At 65.2% G+C, this 17,013-nt stretch carries 20 protein-coding genes; 14 read left to right on the top strand and 6 right to left on the bottom strand.

Features of this window, described 5'->3' with window-relative positions:
- Positions 1 to 33 precede the first annotated feature (33 nt).
- Genes NLN62_RS13150 through NLN62_RS13140 form a run of 3 tightly spaced genes read left to right on the top strand, consistent with a single transcriptional unit; the run spans position 34 to position 1,663 of the window.
- Positions 34 to 801 carry an ABC transporter substrate-binding protein gene (locus tag NLN62_RS13150; RefSeq protein ID WP_254109072.1) on the top strand — a complete coding sequence of 256 codons (768 nt, stop codon included), beginning with the start codon at positions 34 to 36 and terminating at the stop codon, positions 799 to 801.
- Between the two features lie 2 nt (positions 802 to 803).
- Complete coding sequence (locus NLN62_RS13145; protein ID WP_254109071.1) at positions 804 to 1,235, top strand: twin-arginine translocation signal domain-containing protein; 432 nt, start codon at positions 804 to 806, stop codon at positions 1,233 to 1,235.
- Positions 1,190 to 1,663: a sugar phosphate isomerase/epimerase gene (locus NLN62_RS13140; RefSeq protein ID WP_254109070.1), complete on the top strand. Its 474-nt coding sequence runs from the start codon at positions 1,190 to 1,192 to the stop codon at positions 1,661 to 1,663. The genes NLN62_RS13145 and NLN62_RS13140 overlap by 46 nt, the downstream gene beginning before the upstream one ends.
- 42 nt (positions 1,664 to 1,705) lie before the next feature.
- On the opposite strand, the gene NLN62_RS13135 is transcribed toward NLN62_RS13140, so the two are convergent.
- The gene (locus NLN62_RS13135; protein ID WP_035661564.1) at positions 1,706 to 2,350 is read right to left on the bottom strand and encodes a glutathione binding-like protein; all 645 of its coding nucleotides are present in this window, start codon (positions 2,348 to 2,350) and stop codon (positions 1,706 to 1,708) included.
- 110 nt (positions 2,351 to 2,460) lie between these two features.
- On the opposite strand from NLN62_RS13135, the gene NLN62_RS13130 reads away from it, so the two are divergent.
- Positions 2,461 to 3,111: a TetR/AcrR family transcriptional regulator gene (locus NLN62_RS13130; RefSeq protein ID WP_254109069.1), complete on the top strand. Its 651-nt coding sequence runs from the start codon at positions 2,461 to 2,463 to the stop codon at positions 3,109 to 3,111.
- 30 nt (positions 3,112 to 3,141) lie between these two features.
- Here NLN62_RS13130 and NLN62_RS13125 read toward each other — a convergent pair whose 3' ends face one another.
- A complete protein-coding gene (locus NLN62_RS13125) occupies positions 3,142 to 4,062 on the bottom strand; it encodes a LysR family transcriptional regulator (RefSeq protein ID WP_254109068.1) in 921 nt (306 codons plus the stop codon).
- Between the two features lie 127 nt (positions 4,063 to 4,189).
- On the opposite strand from NLN62_RS13125, the gene NLN62_RS13120 reads away from it, so the two are divergent.
- Genes NLN62_RS13120 through NLN62_RS13105 form a run of 4 tightly spaced genes read left to right on the top strand, consistent with a single transcriptional unit; the run spans position 4,190 to position 8,214 of the window.
- The gene (locus NLN62_RS13120) at positions 4,190 to 5,569 is read left to right on the top strand and encodes an MFS transporter (RefSeq protein ID WP_254109067.1); all 1,380 of its coding nucleotides are present in this window, start codon (positions 4,190 to 4,192) and stop codon (positions 5,567 to 5,569) included.
- Between the two features lie 31 nt (positions 5,570 to 5,600).
- Positions 5,601 to 6,707 carry an amidohydrolase family protein gene (locus NLN62_RS13115; RefSeq protein ID WP_027521880.1) on the top strand — a complete coding sequence of 369 codons (1,107 nt, stop codon included), beginning with the start codon at positions 5,601 to 5,603 and terminating at the stop codon, positions 6,705 to 6,707.
- Positions 6,704 to 7,804 (top strand): amidohydrolase family protein, encoded by a 1,101-nt coding sequence (locus tag NLN62_RS13110; protein ID WP_027521881.1) that lies wholly within the window; start codon positions 6,704 to 6,706, stop codon positions 7,802 to 7,804. The genes NLN62_RS13115 and NLN62_RS13110 overlap by 4 nt, the downstream gene beginning before the upstream one ends.
- Entirely contained in the window at positions 7,801 to 8,214 is a 414-nt protein-coding gene (locus NLN62_RS13105; protein WP_027521882.1) for a Rieske (2Fe-2S) protein, read from the top strand. The genes NLN62_RS13110 and NLN62_RS13105 overlap by 4 nt, the downstream gene beginning before the upstream one ends.
- A 93-nt stretch (positions 8,215 to 8,307) precedes the next feature.
- On the opposite strand, the gene NLN62_RS13100 is transcribed toward NLN62_RS13105, so the two are convergent.
- A complete protein-coding gene (locus NLN62_RS13100; protein WP_254109066.1) occupies positions 8,308 to 10,275 on the bottom strand; it encodes a methyl-accepting chemotaxis protein in 1,968 nt (655 codons plus the stop codon).
- A gap of 272 nt (positions 10,276 to 10,547) precedes the next feature.
- Here NLN62_RS13100 and NLN62_RS13095 point away from each other — a divergent pair, with 272 nt between their 5' ends.
- The gene (locus NLN62_RS13095; protein WP_027521884.1) at positions 10,548 to 11,117 is read left to right on the top strand and encodes a hypothetical protein; all 570 of its coding nucleotides are present in this window, start codon (positions 10,548 to 10,550) and stop codon (positions 11,115 to 11,117) included.
- A 26-nt stretch (positions 11,118 to 11,143) separates the two neighbouring features.
- Here the strand turns inward: NLN62_RS13095 and NLN62_RS13090 are convergent, their stop codons facing one another.
- Positions 11,144 to 12,109 carry a glyoxylate/hydroxypyruvate reductase A gene (locus NLN62_RS13090; protein ID WP_254109065.1) on the bottom strand — a complete coding sequence of 322 codons (966 nt, stop codon included), beginning with the start codon at positions 12,107 to 12,109 and terminating at the stop codon, positions 11,144 to 11,146.
- Between the two features lie 140 nt (positions 12,110 to 12,249).
- Here NLN62_RS13090 and NLN62_RS13085 point away from each other — a divergent pair, with 140 nt between their 5' ends.
- The 4 genes from NLN62_RS13085 to NLN62_RS13070 all read left to right on the top strand — a co-directional run bounded on the left by NLN62_RS13085 (position 12,250) and on the right by NLN62_RS13070 (position 15,057).
- Positions 12,250 to 12,618, top strand: a complete 369-nt coding sequence (locus tag NLN62_RS13085) for a YciI family protein (RefSeq protein ID WP_027521886.1) — start codon at positions 12,250 to 12,252, stop codon at positions 12,616 to 12,618.
- Positions 12,615 to 13,904 (top strand): RNA polymerase sigma factor, encoded by a 1,290-nt coding sequence (locus NLN62_RS13080; protein WP_254109064.1) that lies wholly within the window; start codon positions 12,615 to 12,617, stop codon positions 13,902 to 13,904. Before NLN62_RS13085 ends, NLN62_RS13080 begins: the two co-directional genes overlap by 4 nt.
- Positions 13,905 to 14,082: 178 nt before the next feature.
- Positions 14,083 to 14,619, top strand: coding sequence for an SRPBCC family protein (locus NLN62_RS13075; RefSeq protein ID WP_254109063.1), 537 nt, complete (start codon positions 14,083 to 14,085; stop codon positions 14,617 to 14,619).
- Positions 14,620 to 14,643: 24 nt separating this feature from the next.
- The gene (locus tag NLN62_RS13070; protein WP_254109061.1) at positions 14,644 to 15,057 is read left to right on the top strand and encodes a VOC family protein; all 414 of its coding nucleotides are present in this window, start codon (positions 14,644 to 14,646) and stop codon (positions 15,055 to 15,057) included.
- Between the two features lie 77 nt (positions 15,058 to 15,134).
- On the opposite strand, the gene NLN62_RS13065 is transcribed toward NLN62_RS13070, so the two are convergent.
- Positions 15,135 to 15,572, bottom strand: a complete 438-nt coding sequence (locus tag NLN62_RS13065; RefSeq protein ID WP_027521890.1) for a hypothetical protein — start codon at positions 15,570 to 15,572, stop codon at positions 15,135 to 15,137.
- 112 nt (positions 15,573 to 15,684) lie between these two features.
- Positions 15,685 to 16,473: an SDR family NAD(P)-dependent oxidoreductase gene (locus tag NLN62_RS13060; RefSeq protein WP_254109060.1), complete on the bottom strand. Its 789-nt coding sequence runs from the start codon at positions 16,471 to 16,473 to the stop codon at positions 15,685 to 15,687.
- Between the two features lie 95 nt (positions 16,474 to 16,568).
- Here NLN62_RS13060 and NLN62_RS13055 point away from each other — a divergent pair, with 95 nt between their 5' ends.
- Positions 16,569 to 16,952 carry a cupin domain-containing protein gene (locus tag NLN62_RS13055; RefSeq protein WP_035661480.1) on the top strand — a complete coding sequence of 128 codons (384 nt, stop codon included), beginning with the start codon at positions 16,569 to 16,571 and terminating at the stop codon, positions 16,950 to 16,952.
- Positions 16,953 to 17,013: the final 61 nt, after the last annotated feature.

Here is a 17,013-nt window from a genome sequence, read left to right as displayed (position 1 = left end):
CCAAGTTTGATCCGAGAACACGAGGCTTTCGGAATGAAGTTGATCCTCTCGCTCATGGTCGGTGCCGCCGTCGCGCTCTCGGCAGCGGCGCAGGCGCGCACCCTGGAGGCGATCCGCTCAGCCGGCGAGATCGGGCTGTGCGCCCATCCCAACTCGCTTCCCTTCGCCAGCAAGGCCGGCGATCCTCCCGGATTTCAGGTCGAATTGGGACGGGCACTGGCACGCGAGCTCGGCGTCTCGCTGAGGCTCGACTGGATCATCACGCAGTATCAGATGCGCAGCGCCACTTGCGATGTCCTTCTCGACGTCATCGCCGATCGTGAGGCGCAAGGCGAAACCCGCCTGCGTATTTCGAAGCCGTATTACCGCACTGGCGTTGCGCTGGCGGTGCCATCGTCCAGCGCACTCACCTCGTTCAAGAGCCTGAACGAGCACACCAAGGTTGGCGTGCAGGTCGGCTCCGTCGCCGCCATGATCATCGGCCAGCGCCGCGTGCCGACGTCGACCTTCGGCTTCGAGAGCGACAGCCTCGACGCCCTTTCGAACAATGAACTGGACGCCGCCGCCGTCACGCCGACGGCGGCGAGCTATTTCAACCTCACGCATCCGGAGAAGCCGCTTCGGATCCTCGCCCGTGACGAGAGCGTGACCGACCTGAACTGGAACGTCGCGGTCGGCATGGTTCGCCCGGACGATGCGTTGCGCGAAGCGATCGATGGGGCGGTCGACCGCTTGCGAGCCGACGGCACGATCGATCGGATCTATCGTCGCTACGGCATCGTCCTCGAAGCACCGAAATAGCCGTGCATCGCAGTTTCGGCAGCCCGCCGGTCAACAGGCGCGACGTCCTCCGAGGACTCGCTGCCGCAGCGGCGCTGGGAGCGGCCCCGGCATCCGGCGGCGAGGCGCGCAGGATCGGCCTCCAGCTCTATACGGTCCGCGACCTCCTGAAGAGCGACTTCGAAGGCACGCTCCGCAAGGTTGCCCGCCTCGGCTATCGCGAGGTGGAGTTCGCCGGCATTCTCGGCCCTGACGTGAAGCGCACAAGCGAGCTCTTGCGCAGCCTTGGCCTGGCCGCCCCGTCGCTGCATCTCGACTGCGCGGGCCTGCGCGATAAGACCGGATCATCTTCGATATCGCCCATGCGCTCGGAAGCCGGTTCGTCGTCTGTCCGTGGCTGGACCCACCAGTGCGACAGACGATCGACGACTGGAAGCGGATCTGCGACGAACTGAACAGGATCGGCGAACTGGCGGCAGGTTCCGCCCTGACGCTCGCCTATCACAATCATGATTTCGAGTTTCGAGAGCTCGCCGGCGGCATGCAGCCCTACGACGTTCTGCTCAGTCGTACTGACGAGCGTGTCGTCAAGCTCGAGCTCGACGTCTACTGGGCGACCAGGGGAGGTCGCGATGCCGCTGATGTCCTGAAGGCCTTTCCATCGCGATTTCGGCTGGTTCATCTCAAGGACATGGCGAAGGACGGGGCGACCACTGAACTGGGGCGCGGCACGATCGATTTCGCAGGGATATTCGCGGCCCTGCCTGCAAGCGGCGTGCAACACGCCTTCGTCGAGCAGGACGTGTCTGCCGATCCGCTGCACAGCATCGAGACCAGCATCGCCTTCCTTCGCACCCAGCGGTATTTTTCCCGCAGCACGTGATCGTCCCGGCCGTGGCCGGGACGATCTGTTGATCGACGCGACCTATGCCGCCGCCTTCCGCCGCGTCTGCTCAGCCTTGTACAGTTCGAACTCCTCGGCGATCGCCTTCGCGATCGATGGGCGCTGCTTGAGGCGCTCGTAATAGGCCTTCAGATTCGGCCATTTCGCCAGCTCGATCGGCGGCGTCGCCATGGTCCAGTTGATCACCGTGACGAGATAGGCGTCGGCGACGGTGAAGTGGTCGAGCAGGAACTCGCGGCCCTTCAGGTGGTTCTCGACATAGTCAAGTCGCGACAGGTTCTTCTCCAGCGCATAAGCCTTGCTCTCCTGCGGCGACTTGCGATCGAGCACGGGGATGAACAACCCCTTGTGCAGCTCGGTGCCGATGAAGCAGAGCCATTGATGCAGACGCGTGCGGTCGATGCCAGGTCCGGTGCCGAGGCCGGATTGCGGAAAGCGGTCCGCGACATACTGCAGGATCGCTGCGTTCTCGGTCAGCACCACGCCCTCGTCGGTGCGCAGTGTCGGCACCAGGCCGATCGGATTGACGGCGCGGAAGTCGGAGCCGTCATTCAGCACGGTCTTGGTCGGTGAATCGACTTCGAGATAGTTCGCCTCGGCGCCCGCTTCATACAGCGCGACGCGGGTCGCCATCGAGCAGGCGAGCGGCGAGAAATAGAGATCCATGGGGTGCCTCCTTGGGCGTGGTGTCATTTGACCTTGCGTTCGCAACCCGGCCGGATTGATTTTTGTACTGTTCCGCATAATATGGAAGCGGTCAAGGATTATTTTGCGAGATGGTACAAAAATCAAAAGGCCCGCCGATCGCTGCACCCGAGCCGCCGAAGCGGCGCGGCCGGCCGCGCGCCTATGAGCCCGACGTCGCGCTCGGCAAGGCGCTCGACCTGTTCCGCACCCAGGGCTTTGCCGCGACCTCGCTCGACGATCTCAGTGAGGCCACCGGCATGAACCGGCCGAGCCTCTACGGCGCCTTCGGCGACAAGCGCGAGCTCTACATCAAGAGCTATCAGCGTTACCGCGAGCAGGCGCGCGCCTCGATGGTGGAGATCTTTCGCGCGGATCTGCCGCTGCGCGAACGGCTGGAGCGCATCTTCGCCTCCGCACTCGCCATCTATCTCTCCGGTGAGGCCGGTCCGCGCGGCTGCTTCACGGTGGTGACCGCGGCCTCCGAGGCCGTCGGCGATCCCGAGATCCGCGCCATGGTACTGGACGGCCTGTCCGAGCTCGACAAGGCTTTTGCCAATTGCTTCCGCCGCGCCAAGGAGAAGGGCGAGTTGGCCGACAGCGCCGACCCGGTCGTGCTGGCGCAGCTCGCCTCGGCCACCATCCACACCATCGCCATCCGTTCCCGCGCCCGCGTCCCGCGCAAGGAGCTCGACGCGATCGTGAAGGGAGCGATCGATGTGATGGTGGGGGTGAAAGGCTGACCCTTCGCCGGGGCGACAGCGAGAGCGCGGCTACCCCGCCTCCCGCCCGAGTGCCGCCGCAGATGTCGCGGCTTCCCGGAATGCATCGCGAATGGAGCCCAGCAGGGTCTGCACGCGGGCGAGGTTGGAGCGCGTCGCCGGGACAAGTGCCTTGACCCAGAGATCAGGGATATGGAGTTGCGGGAGGAGCTCGACCAGCGTGCCGGTCTTGAGCCGCTCCGCCACTGCGGTGCGCGAAGCGATTGCTATTCCGCTGCCCGCACACAGGCTGTCGATCACGAGCGCGCCGTTGTTCGTCACGAGGTGCGGCCGAACCGCGACCGTCGTCACGCCATTGCGGCCTTCAAAAGTCCAGGCGGGCCCGATAGGCGAAAACACGATGCAGTCGTGATTGACGAGATCGCGGGCATGCCGGGGATGGCCGCGCCGCGCCAGGTAGGAGGGCGCGGCACAAAGCACGCGTTCGAACACGTGCAAGGGCTCCTCGAGCACGCCGTCGAAGGACGACGGCATCATGGTGAGCACGATGTCAAAGCCTTCCTCGACCGGATTGACCGTACGGTCCACCAACACCGCGTCGAGCGTCACGCGCGGATACTTGATCTGAAACGACGACAGCAGTTGCGCGAGGTCGATGACCATCGGTGATGCCGGCGCCTTGATGCGCAATTGGCCCTCGAGCTCGTTCGGCGATCGCATGATCCCCTTCGCCATCTCGTCGTATTCGCGCACGATCTGGCGGATGACGTCGAGATAGCGCTCGCCGACCTCGGTGAGCGCCAGGCGGCGCGTGCTCCGCCGCAACAGCGTGGCCTTCAGCGACCACTCCAATTGTCCGACCCGCTTGGTGATGACGGATGGCGCCACCCCAAGCTGTCGGCCCGCCTCGGAGAAGCTGCCGGCTCGCGCCGTCGCCAAAAATGCCTTCATATTCAAGAGGCTATCGGCCATTTAGTCCAATCTGGAAAAGATCATCGCTCAAAGTAGCTTATTCTCCCTCGTTCTCGAAGGAAATAGATTGCTTGGCGCGATAAGCCGTCACCAGAACAAGCGAAACGGCAACGCGGAGGAACGAGCAATGAGCGCACCCGACGTCATCGATGTCACTGATGTCATCGAGCGCCAGCGCCGTAACGGCCTGGTCCTGACGGTCCTGATCCTGTCGACGACGATGATGTTCCTGGATGGTTACGACCTCCAGGCGATGGCCTTCGCCGCACCGTCGATCATCCGCGCCTGGGGCATCCAGCGGGCCGCGCTCGGGATCGTCTTCAGCGCCGGTATTTTCGGCATTCTCGTCGGCGGCCTCGTGTTCGGATCGCTCGGCGACCGCATCGGCCGCCGGCTATCGATCGTCGCTTCGATGCTGGTGTTCGGCAGCTTCACGCTGGCGACGGTATGGGCGAGCGACATCACGAGCCTGATCGTGCTTCGCTTCCTCGCCGGCATCGGCATCGGCGGCTTGTCGCCTCTGTGCTATGCGCTCAACCTCGAATATGCGCCGAGCCGCTATCGCGGCACGGCGGTCGCAATCATCATGGTTGGCTATGTCGCGGGCAGCAGCATCGGTGGCTTCATCGCCGCCGGTCTCGTGCCGCAGTTTGGCTGGACCATCGTATTCTGGATCGGCGGCGTGCTGCCGCTCCTCGGGGCCGCGCTGTGTTACTTCGCGCTTCCGGAATCGATCAAGTTCCTCGTGGTGCGCAATCGCGAGCCCGCGGAAGTCGCGCGCATCCTGAACCGGATCGAGCCCTCGCTCCAGGCGCACGCGACGACGCACTTCGTCCTTCGCGATGAAGCTTCCGCTGGCAGCGCCGGCACGGGGCTCGTGTCGCAGCTCGCCACGCTGTTCGACGGACGGCTTGCGGTCATCACGCCGTTCCTGTGGGTGGCCTACATCGCAAGCTCGATCACGATGTTCTTCCTCAACAGCTGGACGCCGATCCTGGCGGAGGCGTCCGGGCATACGCCCGCGCAGGCCGCCATGGGCCTGACCGTGTTTAGCCTCGGAGGCGCCGTCGGCGGCCTCACCATTGGCCGGGTGCTCGACCGGTTCGGCGTCATCGCCATTGCGATCGTGCCGCTGATTGCCTCGCCGCTGGTCGCTTCGCTCGGCTGGGCCGGACTTGGTGACAGCACCTACCTCGCGACGATGGTCTGCGTCGGCTTCTTCGTGGTGGGCGGTCACCAGGGCCTGAACAGCTCGGTCGGCCAGTTCTATTCCAGCACCAACCGCACGACGGCCGTCGGCTGGGCCTTGTCGGTCGCCAAGATCGGCTCGATCAGCGGACCGCTGGTCGCCGGGATACTTATCGCGCAACAGCTGCCGTTCTCGAGCCTGTTCCTGCTCGCCGCACTGCCGCCCCTGGTGGTGGCGGCTTGCGTCCTGGCGCTGGGGATCTCCCAACGCAAGCAAAGCGCGGCGGCGCGCAAGATCGACCAGGCGGCAACAGCCTAGCCGCAATCGCGCGAAGCAACGGAGGCCGAAGATGAGAATACCGTTCGCAGGAGCGATCGATTGCGACCTGCATCCGCCCATGCCCAGCATGGCGCAGTTGCTGCCCTACCTCGATGATTACTGGCGCGACCAGATCACCAACCGTGCGATCGACCGCATGTCGTTCGCCATGATGAGCTATCCGCCGAATGCGCCTGTCAGCGCGCGAGCCGACTGGCGCGCGGCGCAGACCGGACGGAGCGAACTCGACACTCTGCGCACTGATGTCCTCGACGCCTTTGGTCTTTATTTCGGCATCGCCAATGTGATGCACGGCGCGATCGCGCTCCACAACGACGACATGGCGGCGGCGATCTGTCGTGCCGTGAATGACTGGCTACGCGCGGAATGGCTGGACCGCGAGCCGCGGCTGCGCGGCTCGATCCTGGTGACACCGCAGGATCCGGCGCAGGCCGTTGCCGAGATCGAGCGCCTGGCGCCCGACCAACGCTTTGTGCAGGTGCTGCTGCCGGTGATGGGCGAAAAGCTGCTCGGCCGGCGCGAGTTCTTTCCACTGTATGAGGCGGCAGAACGGCACGGGCTCGTCGTTGCCGTGCACGCGGGCAGCACCTATCGCTACGCGCCGACGATCGTGGGCTGGCCGTCCTATCAGTTCGAAGATTACGTGGCGCAGGCACAGGCCTTCGCCAACCAGACGATCAGCCTCGTCGTCGAGGGCGTGTTCCACCGCTTTCCACGGCTAAAGGTGGTGATGCTCGAGTCCGGCGTGAGCTGGCTGCCGATGACCATGTGGCGCACCGACAAGACCTGGCGTGGTGCGCGGCCGGAAGTGCCCTGGGTCGACCGCTGGCCTTCGGAGATCATCCGCGAGCATCTGCGCTTCACCATCCAGCCGTTCGATGCGCCCGACGCGACGGCGGTTGGGCAAACGATCGACCGCATCGGTACCGATCAGGTGCTGCTGTTCTCCACCGACTATCCGCACTGGCAGTTCGACGGCGCTGACGTACTGCCGGACGGGTTGTCGCCGCACTCGCTCATGAAAATCCTCGTGGCGAATGCGCTGGAAACCTATCCTCGTCTGGCGCAGGTCGCGACCACACTCGCCGCCGAGCAGGCGAAGGAGGACGTGCGATGAATGCACCTTTCATCGAACAGAAAGCCCGGCAGAACCTCGCGGTCGTCGATTGCGACATCCATCCGGCGCATCGCACACCCGGCGAACTCTTGCCCTACCTCGAGCCGCGCTGGCGTGAGCACTACCAGACCCATGGCGTGCATGTGCGGCAGGCGCTGCCGAACGCGCTGATGTATCCGCGCATGATGGCTGGCGGCATGCGCGCCGATTCGCTTCCTGAGAATGGCGGCCCTGCGGGGTCCGATCTCGATCTCCTGCGCAAACAGCATCTCGATCCCGTCAATGTCGAGTTCGGCCTGTTGATGGCGCTCAGCAAGGGCGGCATGGAGGAGCGCAATCCCGGTCTTGCGGCGGCGCTGTCGCACGCCACCAATGATTGGCAGATCGACCGCTGGGTGCGCGAGGAACCGCGGCTTCGCGCCGGCATCGTAGTGCCGCAGGAGTTTCCCGAGGCAGCCGTCGCCGAGATCGAACGTTGCGCCGGCGATCGGCGCTATGTGCAGATCATGCTGTCGTCGCGGCCGTCAGATCCGCTCGGCCATCGACGCTACTGGCCGATCTATGAGGCGGCGGAACGCGCCGGCCTGCCGATAGGCCTGCATCCGGTCGGCTACAATGGCGGCCATCCCTCCACCGGCTCCGGCTGGCCGACCTTCTATTTGCAGGAGCACTACGTCTTCGTCGCCTGCATGGAGGCATTGGCCGCGAGCCTGATCATCGAGGGCGTGTTCGAGCGTTTCCCGAAACTGAAGGTCGTGCTGGTCGAGGGCGGGTTCGGCTGGGCGCCGGCGCTGGCCTGGCGCATGGACAAGCATTTCGAGAAATTCCGCAAGGAGGTGGCGCATCTCAAGCGGCGTCCCTCCGAATATCTGCGCGAGCACATCTGGTGGACGACGCAGCCGATCGAGGAGCCGGCGCAATCGCGCCACATCGTCGAGATCATTGACTGGATCGGCTGGGACCGGCTGCTCTATTCGTCGGACTATCCGCACTGGGACTATGACAATCCGTCCTTTGCTTTCAAATTCCCGATGACCGAGGAGCAGCGCCGCAAGATATTCAGGGACAATGCGATGGCATTGTATCGCCTCACATGAGCCGCCATGTGGTCTGTCCGGCCGCCGAGCTGCCGCCCGGCACGCGCAAGGTCGTCGTCATCGACGGGCGCGAGATCGGCGTGTTCAATGTCGAGGGGCGCCTGCACGCGCTGCTCAACCGCTGTCCGCATGGCGGGGCTGCGATCTGCTCCGGCGTTGTCACCGGCCTCAGCCAGTCGTCGGGTCCCGGCGACTACCGCCTGGAGCGCCGCGGCGAATTCTTGCGCTGTCCCTGGCACGGCTGGGAGTTCGACATGGCGACCGGCCAATCCTGGTGCGATCCGCGCCGCACCAGGGTGCGAAGCTTCGAGGTCAAACGTGAGGCGGGCGGCGATCTCGTGATGGGCCCCTACGTGGCCGAACGATATCCCGTGACGGTCGAGGATACCTATATCGTCGTCGATCTCTGACTGGGGCGAGGGGAGCTCTCTCCCCGGTGTCGTCCTTGGCGCGCTATGCGCCGCCCCTTTCGCGCTCCGCAGTATGCGCCGGTCAGCCGCCGACTACGCCGCCCGGATATGCGCGAGGAAGCGATCGACCTCGTCGCGCAGACGTTGCGACTGGCGGGAGAGCTCGACAGCCGAACCCAGCACCTCCTGCGCCGCCGACCCCGTCGCGGCGATGCCCTCGGTGACGCCGGCGATGTTTTGCGAGACCTCGCCGGTACGAGCTGCCGCCTGCTGGACGTTCTGCGCGATCTCCTGCGTCGCCGTACCCTGCTGGCCTACCGCTGCCGCGATCGCGGCCGAGATCTCGTCGACCTGCTGGATCGTCGCGCAGATCGACTGGATGCCCTGGACCGCGCCAGTTGTCTCGCCTTGCACGGCGGTCACCTGGGCGCCGATCTCCTCCGTCGCCTTTGCGGTTTGCGTCGCCAGCGCCTTGACCTCGGATGCCACCACCGCAAAGCCTCTCCCAGCTTCGCCGGCGCGTGCCGCTTCGATCGTTGCGTTGAGCGCGAGCAGATTGGTCTGGCCAGCAATGCCATTGATGAACGAGACGACATCGCCGATCTTCTGTGCGGCATCGGCAAGGCTCTGCACGCGAGCATTGGACTGCCGTCCGTCGCTCGCGGCGCGGCCGACGACCTCGGTGGCAAGCGCGAGGCGGCGGCTGATCTCGGTCATCGATGACGACAGCTCCTCAGCGGCGGCTGCCACCGTCTGGACGTTCTCCGAGGCCAGCGCCGAGGCCGACGAGACTGCGCGCGTCTGATGTCGCGATTGCTCGACGATGTCGGACATTGAGCGGGCCGTCTGCTCCATCTCGACCGCGGCCGACGATACCGTGTTGACGACATCGCGAATGCTGGCCTCGAAATTGTCGGCGAGCGCTGCAAAGGCGCGCCGCTTCTCCTCTTCGGACTGCGCCTTGGCTTCAAGCTGTTCGGCCTGGAGGCGGTTGAAGCTGACGGCGTTGTCGCGGAACACCGCGACCGCCTTCACCATCGCGCCCACCTCGTCATTCGATTTGCCGAGGGGAATTGCGACGTCGAGCCGTCCGTCCGCGAGTTCTCGCATCGCCGAGGTGATGGACAGGATCGGTCGCGAAATGCTCCGCGCGATGAGGTAGCCGATGATCGCGGCGAGCACGAGCCCGAGGGCGGCGATGCCGAGCGCGAGCCATCGCGCGCGGTCCAGGGACGCCTCATACTCGGCATTGTCCATCACCAGCTCCACCGCGCCGAGCGGCTTGCCGGAAAAATCCTTGATCGGTCCGAGCAGCGCGGCCACCGGCGCGCCGTCGAGCTTTGCTTGGCGGACCGTGAAGACGCCTTCGGCCGCGCGGCCGTAGTCGGCAACTTCGAAGAAGGTCTGTCCCTTCAGCGTTCCGCCGAATAGCCTGAAGCCGCTGCCGTCGGCGAGATGGAAGGCGACGTCGACGTGGCGATTGGACTTGAAGTCGTCCAGAAAGGGCTGGCCGAAGGTCAGCCCGAACTCGACGGTGCCGAGATGCTTGCCGTCGTGCGCGATCGGTACCACGCCGCGGATGCCCAGCCCGGCCTGGCCGCCTTCGAGGCCGACGACCACCTTGCGCTCCTGGTTGGCGATCACGACGGTCTTGCGGAAGGAGGAGAGGTCGTCGCCAAATCTTGCCGCCTGATGCACACGCAGGAACGACGTCGCCGGCGGCACGTGAAACTGGAATTGATCGACGCCGTAGTCCGACTTGGTGGCGGCGAAGACCGGTCCGAACAGGCGCACCAGCATGTCACGGTCCTGCCCCGCCATGGCCTCCTGCGTTGCCGGCATGGCGGCAACGACGGCGCTCATCGCCGCGGCGCGGCGGGATTCCTCGGCGATGCGCGATTGCAGGGCATCGTAATGGCTGCGCAGCTCGCGCTGGTCGGCGCGATCGATGATGCCGGAGATGATCCACATCGCGCCGAGCACGGCGAACAGGGCGGTCGCAGCCGCCGTAACCGCCAGGGCGACCGTGATCCGCATTCTGAGCCCAAGGGTCGCCCGCATGTCCTGCTCGTTCCTTCCATGTTGGTCAAAAACGACTATCAATTTCCCGCTAAGAGAGGGTGAACAGGGAGGGACGCGGCTCTGTGCCGCACAATTCGGGAGACGGTTGGCGTCAAAGCACCCGTCCCGGACAAGCGCAGCGAAGCGGAGCGCCGATCCGGGCGCCCCATAACCACGTTGCGGCCCTGCTTCTCTCAGGCAGGCGCCGGGCGCAGTTCTGGCTTTCGCGATACCGAAAGCGTATAGTTTCAGAACACTCGATGGTGTCACGAATGTTCAGTTTCGCACGTGGTTTGGCTCTCGCACTGGTCCTGGTTGCGCTCTGTCTGGGCGAGCGAACGGCCCATGCCCAGGCCGCCCCCGTGCCCTACATGAACTCGGGCTGGCTGATGGGCTGGAGCGACAATCCGGCTTTCGACGCCAGCGATCCGCAGTCCAAGTTCCCAAAGGGCTGGTTTCTCAGCAGCTCACGCGGCAGCACGGCGTGGAGCATGAATGGCTTCGATCAGGCGAGGGCGTTCGGCAATTACGGCTCGCTCTCGTCCGAGGGCGTAAGGTTCGGCTACAACTTCACGAATGCGCCGGTCACGATCTATACCGGCTTCGACACTTTGAAATACAATCTCGGGACCGGCGGTCCGATCACGCCCTTCGACTCCACCTCGCCGACGCTGCCGGGCGGCTATCGCGCCAATGCGGGAATCGAATTCCGCCCGACGTCGAATCTCAGCCTGTCGTTCGGCGCGAGCTTCACCCAGCAGTCGTCCGGACTGGTCGACAGCGACATCAATTCGCCGCTGCCGCCCGGCGCATCGCCGCTAGCTTTCGGCGCTCGCCGCTAGGGCAAAGACGCGCGTCGGCCGGCGTTTCAATATCCGCGCGCCCGATCCACCACATTCTCCAGCGCGGAGCCGGCCTCGAAACGCGCGATCTGCTCCGCGACATAGGCCGAGATTGCATCCGCATCGGTATCGGCCGCGTTGTGCGGCGTCACCACCACCTTCGGATGGCTCCAGAAGCGGCTCGCCGCCGGCAGCGGCTCCTCGACGAACACGTCGAGCGAGGCGGCACCGAGCGTGCCGTCGTCGAGGCAGGCGAGGATGTCCTCCTCATTCTGCAACCCGCCGCGGCCTGCATTGATCAAGACCGGCGCGCCGAGCGGACTGTTACGATTGAGCTTCGTAAAGACCTCGCGGTTGAGGATGCCATGCGTCTGTGGCGTCAGCGGCAACAGGCAGACCAGAATGTCGGTCGCGCGCAGGAACGCGTCCATCTGGCCCGCGCCGTGGAAAGACTCTACGCCATCGACGCTTCGCGGGCTACGGCTCCAGCCCACCACGCGGAAGCCGAGCCGGCGCAGCACGTCGGCCGCGTCCGCGCCCAGCGTGCCGAGCCCCATGATGCCGACCGTGACCGCGTTCGCCGGCCATTGGTGTTTCGGGTCCCAGGCTTTCTCGCGCTGCGACTGCCGCAGGTAAAGCTCCTGTCGATGATGCATCAGCACGTGAAGCACGACATATTCGGTCATGCGTCCGGTGAGATCGGGCACGGCGACGCGGACCAGCGGTACGTCCGGCAGGCTCTTGTCCGCCATCAGCGCGTCGACGCCGGCGCCGAGATTGAAGATCGCGCGCAGGTTCGGGAAAGACTTGAGATCGCCCGGAACAGGCTTCCACACCGCGGCATAGTGCACCTCGGCCGGGTAGAGCTCCGTATCAGGCAGCAGCACCACGCGCCGGTCGCCGCAGACCGCTTCAAAACGCGCTTTCCAGCGTTCCGGCAGCCAGTTCTGCTGCTTGCTGTTGATCAGGAGTGCCAGCGCGCCCTTAGTCATTCGTCATGTCCCATCGAGTTCCCGTTCAGGGCCCTCCTTGGCACGAACGCGCGGACATTTCCTGCAAAAAATTTCCGCAAGTCGTGTCGGGGCAGGGCATAGTGCATCGTCTTCATAATAAGAGAAAACAGGACGTACCCATGCTCTATGCCATCCTTTGCTACCACGATGAGGATTTCGTCGGCTCCTGGAGCAAGGAGCAGGACGAAGCCGTGATGAAAAAGCTCGCCGTGGTGCAGGACAAGCTCACCAAGCAGGGACGCCTCGGTCCCGTCGCGCGGCTCCTGCCCACCACGGCGGCGGCGACGCTGCGGAAGGAAGACCCGCCGCTGGTGCTCGACGGTCCCTATGCCGAGACCAAGGAGCAGTTGCTCGGCTTCTACATCGTCGATTGCAAGAACCTCGACGACGCGCTCGACGTCGCGCGCGATCTCGGCGCGGCCAATCCCGGCGGCGCCTATGAGGTGCGTCCCGTCGGTGTGTTCAGGCCGGGAGGGAATTTGACGTGAGCGAGACCGATGCCGCCTGGATCGAGACCGCGCTGACCTCGGCGCGGCCCCAGGCGGTGGGCGCGCTGCTGCGCTATTTCCGCGATCTCGATACCGCGGAAGAAGCGTTCCAGAATGCCTGCCTGCGCGCGCTGAAGACCTGGCCGCAGAACGGGCCGCCACGCGATCCCGCAGCCTGGCTGATCATGGTCGGCCGCAACGTCGCGATCGACGAGGTACGCCGCGCGCGCAAGCAGGAGCCGTTACCCGAGGACGACCAGGCGATCTCCGATCTCGACGATGCCGAAGGGAAGCTTGCCGAGCGGCTCGACGGCTCGCACTATCGCGACGACATTTTGCGGCTGATGTTCATCTGCTGTCATCCGGATCTGCCGGCGACACAGCAGATCGCACTCGCACTGCGCATCGTCTCCGGCCTCACCGTGAAGCAGATCGCGCGCGCCTTCCTGGTCTCGGAAGCGGCGATGGAGCAGCGCATCACCCGCGCCAAGGCCAAGATCGCCGATGCCGGCGTGCCGTTCGAGACACCCGGCGCGGTCGAGCGCGGCGAGCGGCTCGCAGCCGTTGCCGCGATTGTCTACCTGATCTTCAACGAAGGCTATTCGGCGAGCGGCGACACCGCCGAGATCCGAAAACCCCTATGCGAGGAGGCGATCCGGCTGGCGCGGCTGTTGTTGCGGCTGTTTCCAGGCGAGCCGGAGATCATGGGGCTGACCGCGCTGTTGCTGTTGCAGCATGCGCGCAGCGCGGCGCGCTTTGCAGCCGACGGCTCGCTGATCCTGCTCGAGGATCAGAACCGCTCGCTGTGGAGCAGCACCATGATCGCCGAGGGGCTCGCGCTGATCGACAAGGCGATGCGCCATCGCAGGAGCGGGCCGTATCAGATCCAGGCGGCGATCGCGGCGCTACATGCCCGCGCCGCGACGCCCGAGGAAACCGACTGGGCGCAGATCGACCTGCTCTATGGAGCGCTCGAGCTCGTGCAGCCCTCTCCGGTGGTGACGCTCAACCGCGCGGTCGCGGTCTCCAAGGTGCGCGGCGCGGAAGCAGCGCTCGCACTGATCGAGCCCCTAGCGCCGAAGCTTGCCAACTATTTCCACTTCTACGGCGTGCGCGGCGCCTTCCTGATGCAGCTCGGCCGCAACGACGAGGCCCGCGTCGCCTTCGACCGCGCGATTGCGCTCGCCAACACCTCGGCCGAGGCCGCCCACATCCGCATGCATCTCGATCGCCTGATCAGGGACAGCCAGCCAAAGGCGTCCAAAGAGGGCGCGAAGGCGAAGTGATGCCGTTGGGATCATTCGGGGGCGATGCGAAGCATCGAATCCGGAATCTCGGGATTCCGGGTTCGGTCCTGCGGACCGCCCCGGAATGACACCAAAAAGTCGGCGAGAAAAATTCTCCCCGCACCTGTCGGTCTCGCACCGCTCCCTTCGTCCTTAGGCCAGTCGAAGGGAGCCCGTCATGCTGAAAGCTGTTGCCATTATCGCCCTTGTGCTTGCCGCCGGCATCGCCGGCATTCTGGTCTTCGCCGCCACCAAGCCGGACATGTTTCGCGTCGAACGCACGCTCGCCGTCAAGGCGCCTGCCGATGCCATTTACCCCCTGATCGCCGATTTCCAGCGCTGGACGAGCTGGTCGCCCTACGAAGGGCGCGATCCCGGCATGAAGCGCACCTTCGGCGGGACCGCGCAGGGCAGGGGCGCGACCTATGCCTGGGACGGGAACAAGGACATCGGCGCCGGACGCATGGAAATTCTCGAAGCGAGCACACCGTCGAAACTCCGCATCAAGCTCGATTTCGAGCGTCCGTTCGAAGGTCACAACATCGCCGAGTTCACGTTTGTGCCGCAAGGCGGTGCAACACTGGTCACATGGGCGATGTACGGTCCGGCCCCGTTCCTGTCCAAGCTGATGCAGGTGTTCGTCAACATGGACAACATGATCGGCAAGGATTTCGAGACCAGCCTCGCCAATCTGAAGAAGCTCACCGAGAAGTAGAAGCCTCACGTCAAGGAGAGACACATGCTCAATCCATACCTGTTCTACCAGGACAAGTGCGAAGCCGCGTTCAACTATTATGCGCGCGTGCTCGGTGGAAAGGTCGAGGCGATGCTGCGCGCCTCCGACGCCCCTCCGGAGATGCCGGCTGCACCCGGCCGCGAAAAGACCATCATGCATGCGCGCATGTCGCTTCCCGATGGCAGCGTCCTGATGGCCTCTGACGCGCCGCCGGAGCATTCGCAGAAGCCGCAGGGCTTTGCGATTTCGCTGACGATCACCAACGTGGCCGATGCCGAACGCAAGTTCAACGCGCTCGCCGATGGCGGCACCGTCACCATGCCCTTCAGCAAGACGTTCTGGGCCAAGGGCTTTGGCATGTGCATCGACCAGTTCGGCATTCCCTGGATGGTGAACTGCCCGGCGGAAGGGATGTGATCCCGCAATTCGATCTGCTGCCACGCGCACGCTGCGTTCCCTTCTCCCCTTGCGGGAGAAGGTGGCGCATTCGATTGTCACCTGCACCGTGGATAGATTGCGGCGAGGTCGCGGCCCTTCAGCAGCAATAGCCGCGACGTCAATCCGCCGCGGCTTCTGATCCAGTCGCGCACCGGTGCCGGATAGGCCGCCAGCACGGCTTCAGAGGCTTCCGGCTCGGCATAGAAGCGGCCGCTCCGGTCGACCGAGCGGGCGGCGTGGAAGCCGAGCACCGCGCGCCTTGTGACGCAGATGCGCTCGCCGGGCACCAGACTCAGCACCAGCGTGCAGGCGGAGAGGCAGGGCCCGTCGATCACCACGCGCTCGCCGGACTCGCGCACCTGGTCGAACAGTTCGAGGAACGGCCCAACTCGTCCGCCCGGAGACTGGATGATGCGGATCTCGGCGGACGCGGGCGAGGCGACCAGCAATGCGAATGAGAGCATCCACGCCGTGACCAAGGTGATGCGTCGCATGCAGTGCTCCACAGGCTCGATATCGTAGGCTGGGTTAGCCGAAGGCGTAACCCACCATGCCGAGAGAGATGCGGTGGGTTACGCTTCGCTAACCCACCCTACGCAGCGGGACCTACCCGTTCCTCCGCTGTCCGCGCAGCGTCGGCAGGCCGATGCCTGCTGCATCGAAGCCGCCATCGACGGCCAAAATTTGGCCGGTAATGTAGCTCGATCGATCCGAGCACAGGAAAAAGATCGCCTCCGCGAGTTCCTCTTCCAGGCCATAGCGGTTGAGCGGGATGGCATCGTGATAGTCGGCGCGGATCTCCGGCGTGTGCACCTCTTTGGCCATCGCGGTATCGACCGGTCCGGGCGCGACCGCATTGACGCGGATGTTGAGCGCGGCGAGCTCGACCGCGAGCTGCTTCGTCAGATGCGCCAGCCCCGCCTTGCTCGTGCCGTAGGCCGAGCGCAGCGTCGAGGCGCGCACCGCCGAGATCGAGGTGATGTTGACGATGGCGCCGCCGCCGGCCTCGCGTATCAGGGGCACCGCGGCCTTGGTGCCGATGAAGGGCCCGGTGAGGTTGACCTCGAGCACGCGACTCCAGTCCTTGTCCGACGTCTCCATCAGCGGCGCGAACACCGCGATGCCGGCATTGTTGACGAGCGCATCGAGCCGGCCGAAGCGCTGTTCGACCGCCTTCATCGCCGCACCGACCGCCGCGCTATCGGAGATGTCGCAAGTCAGCGCCAGCGTCGTCTCGCCCTGGCCGATCGTGGCGACGGCGTGCGCCAGCAACTCTCCCTCGATGTCGAGCAGCGCCACGCGCCAGCCCTCTGCGAGGAATTTCCTGGCCGTCGCAAGGCCGATGCCGCGCGCGGCTCCGGTGACGAGGGCAACCTTTTGCTGGCTTGAAGTCATCTGCTAATCTGTCCTGTACCCGAAACGCCGGCCACCAGGGCGGACGGTCTTCGCGTCTTTTACTGCGCTTTCGCCCCCGCAAGAAAGGCCTCCGCATGCAGCCCACCGATCCTTCCGCGCTGGAAGAGTGGCGGCCAGGCGTCAAGACCCGCATGCTGGCGTCGGCCCGCTCCGGCGCCACCGCGCTCTGCATCTTCGAGCAGTGGGTCGACCCCGGCGCCGGCGCGCCGACGCACAGCCATTTCGTCGAGGAGGTGCTGACGGTGCGTGAAGGCGAGGCCGAGATCTGGCTCGAGGAGACGCGCGCAAGGGTGATCGCCGGCCAGTCGGTGCTGGTGCCCGCCGGGCGCAAGCACGGCTTCCGCAACGTGGGAACCGTGACGCTGCACGTCCACGCCGTGCTGGCGTCAGCGATCTTCGAGGCGCTGCCGGACGGCGGAAGCGAGATGACGCGGCGCTGGGAACCCGTCTCCGGATGAGGCTTACGCCTTCCGGCTGTCACCTCGCAAAAAATCTCCCTGCGCCTGTCGGGACCGCAAC

This window comes from Bradyrhizobium sp. CCGUVB23 (genome assembly GCF_024199885.1).
Classification (GTDB): Bacteria; Pseudomonadota; Alphaproteobacteria; order Rhizobiales; family Xanthobacteraceae; genus Bradyrhizobium.
Note: the sequence above shows the minus strand (reverse complement) of the source record. Positions and strands in the feature narration are given on the sequence as shown.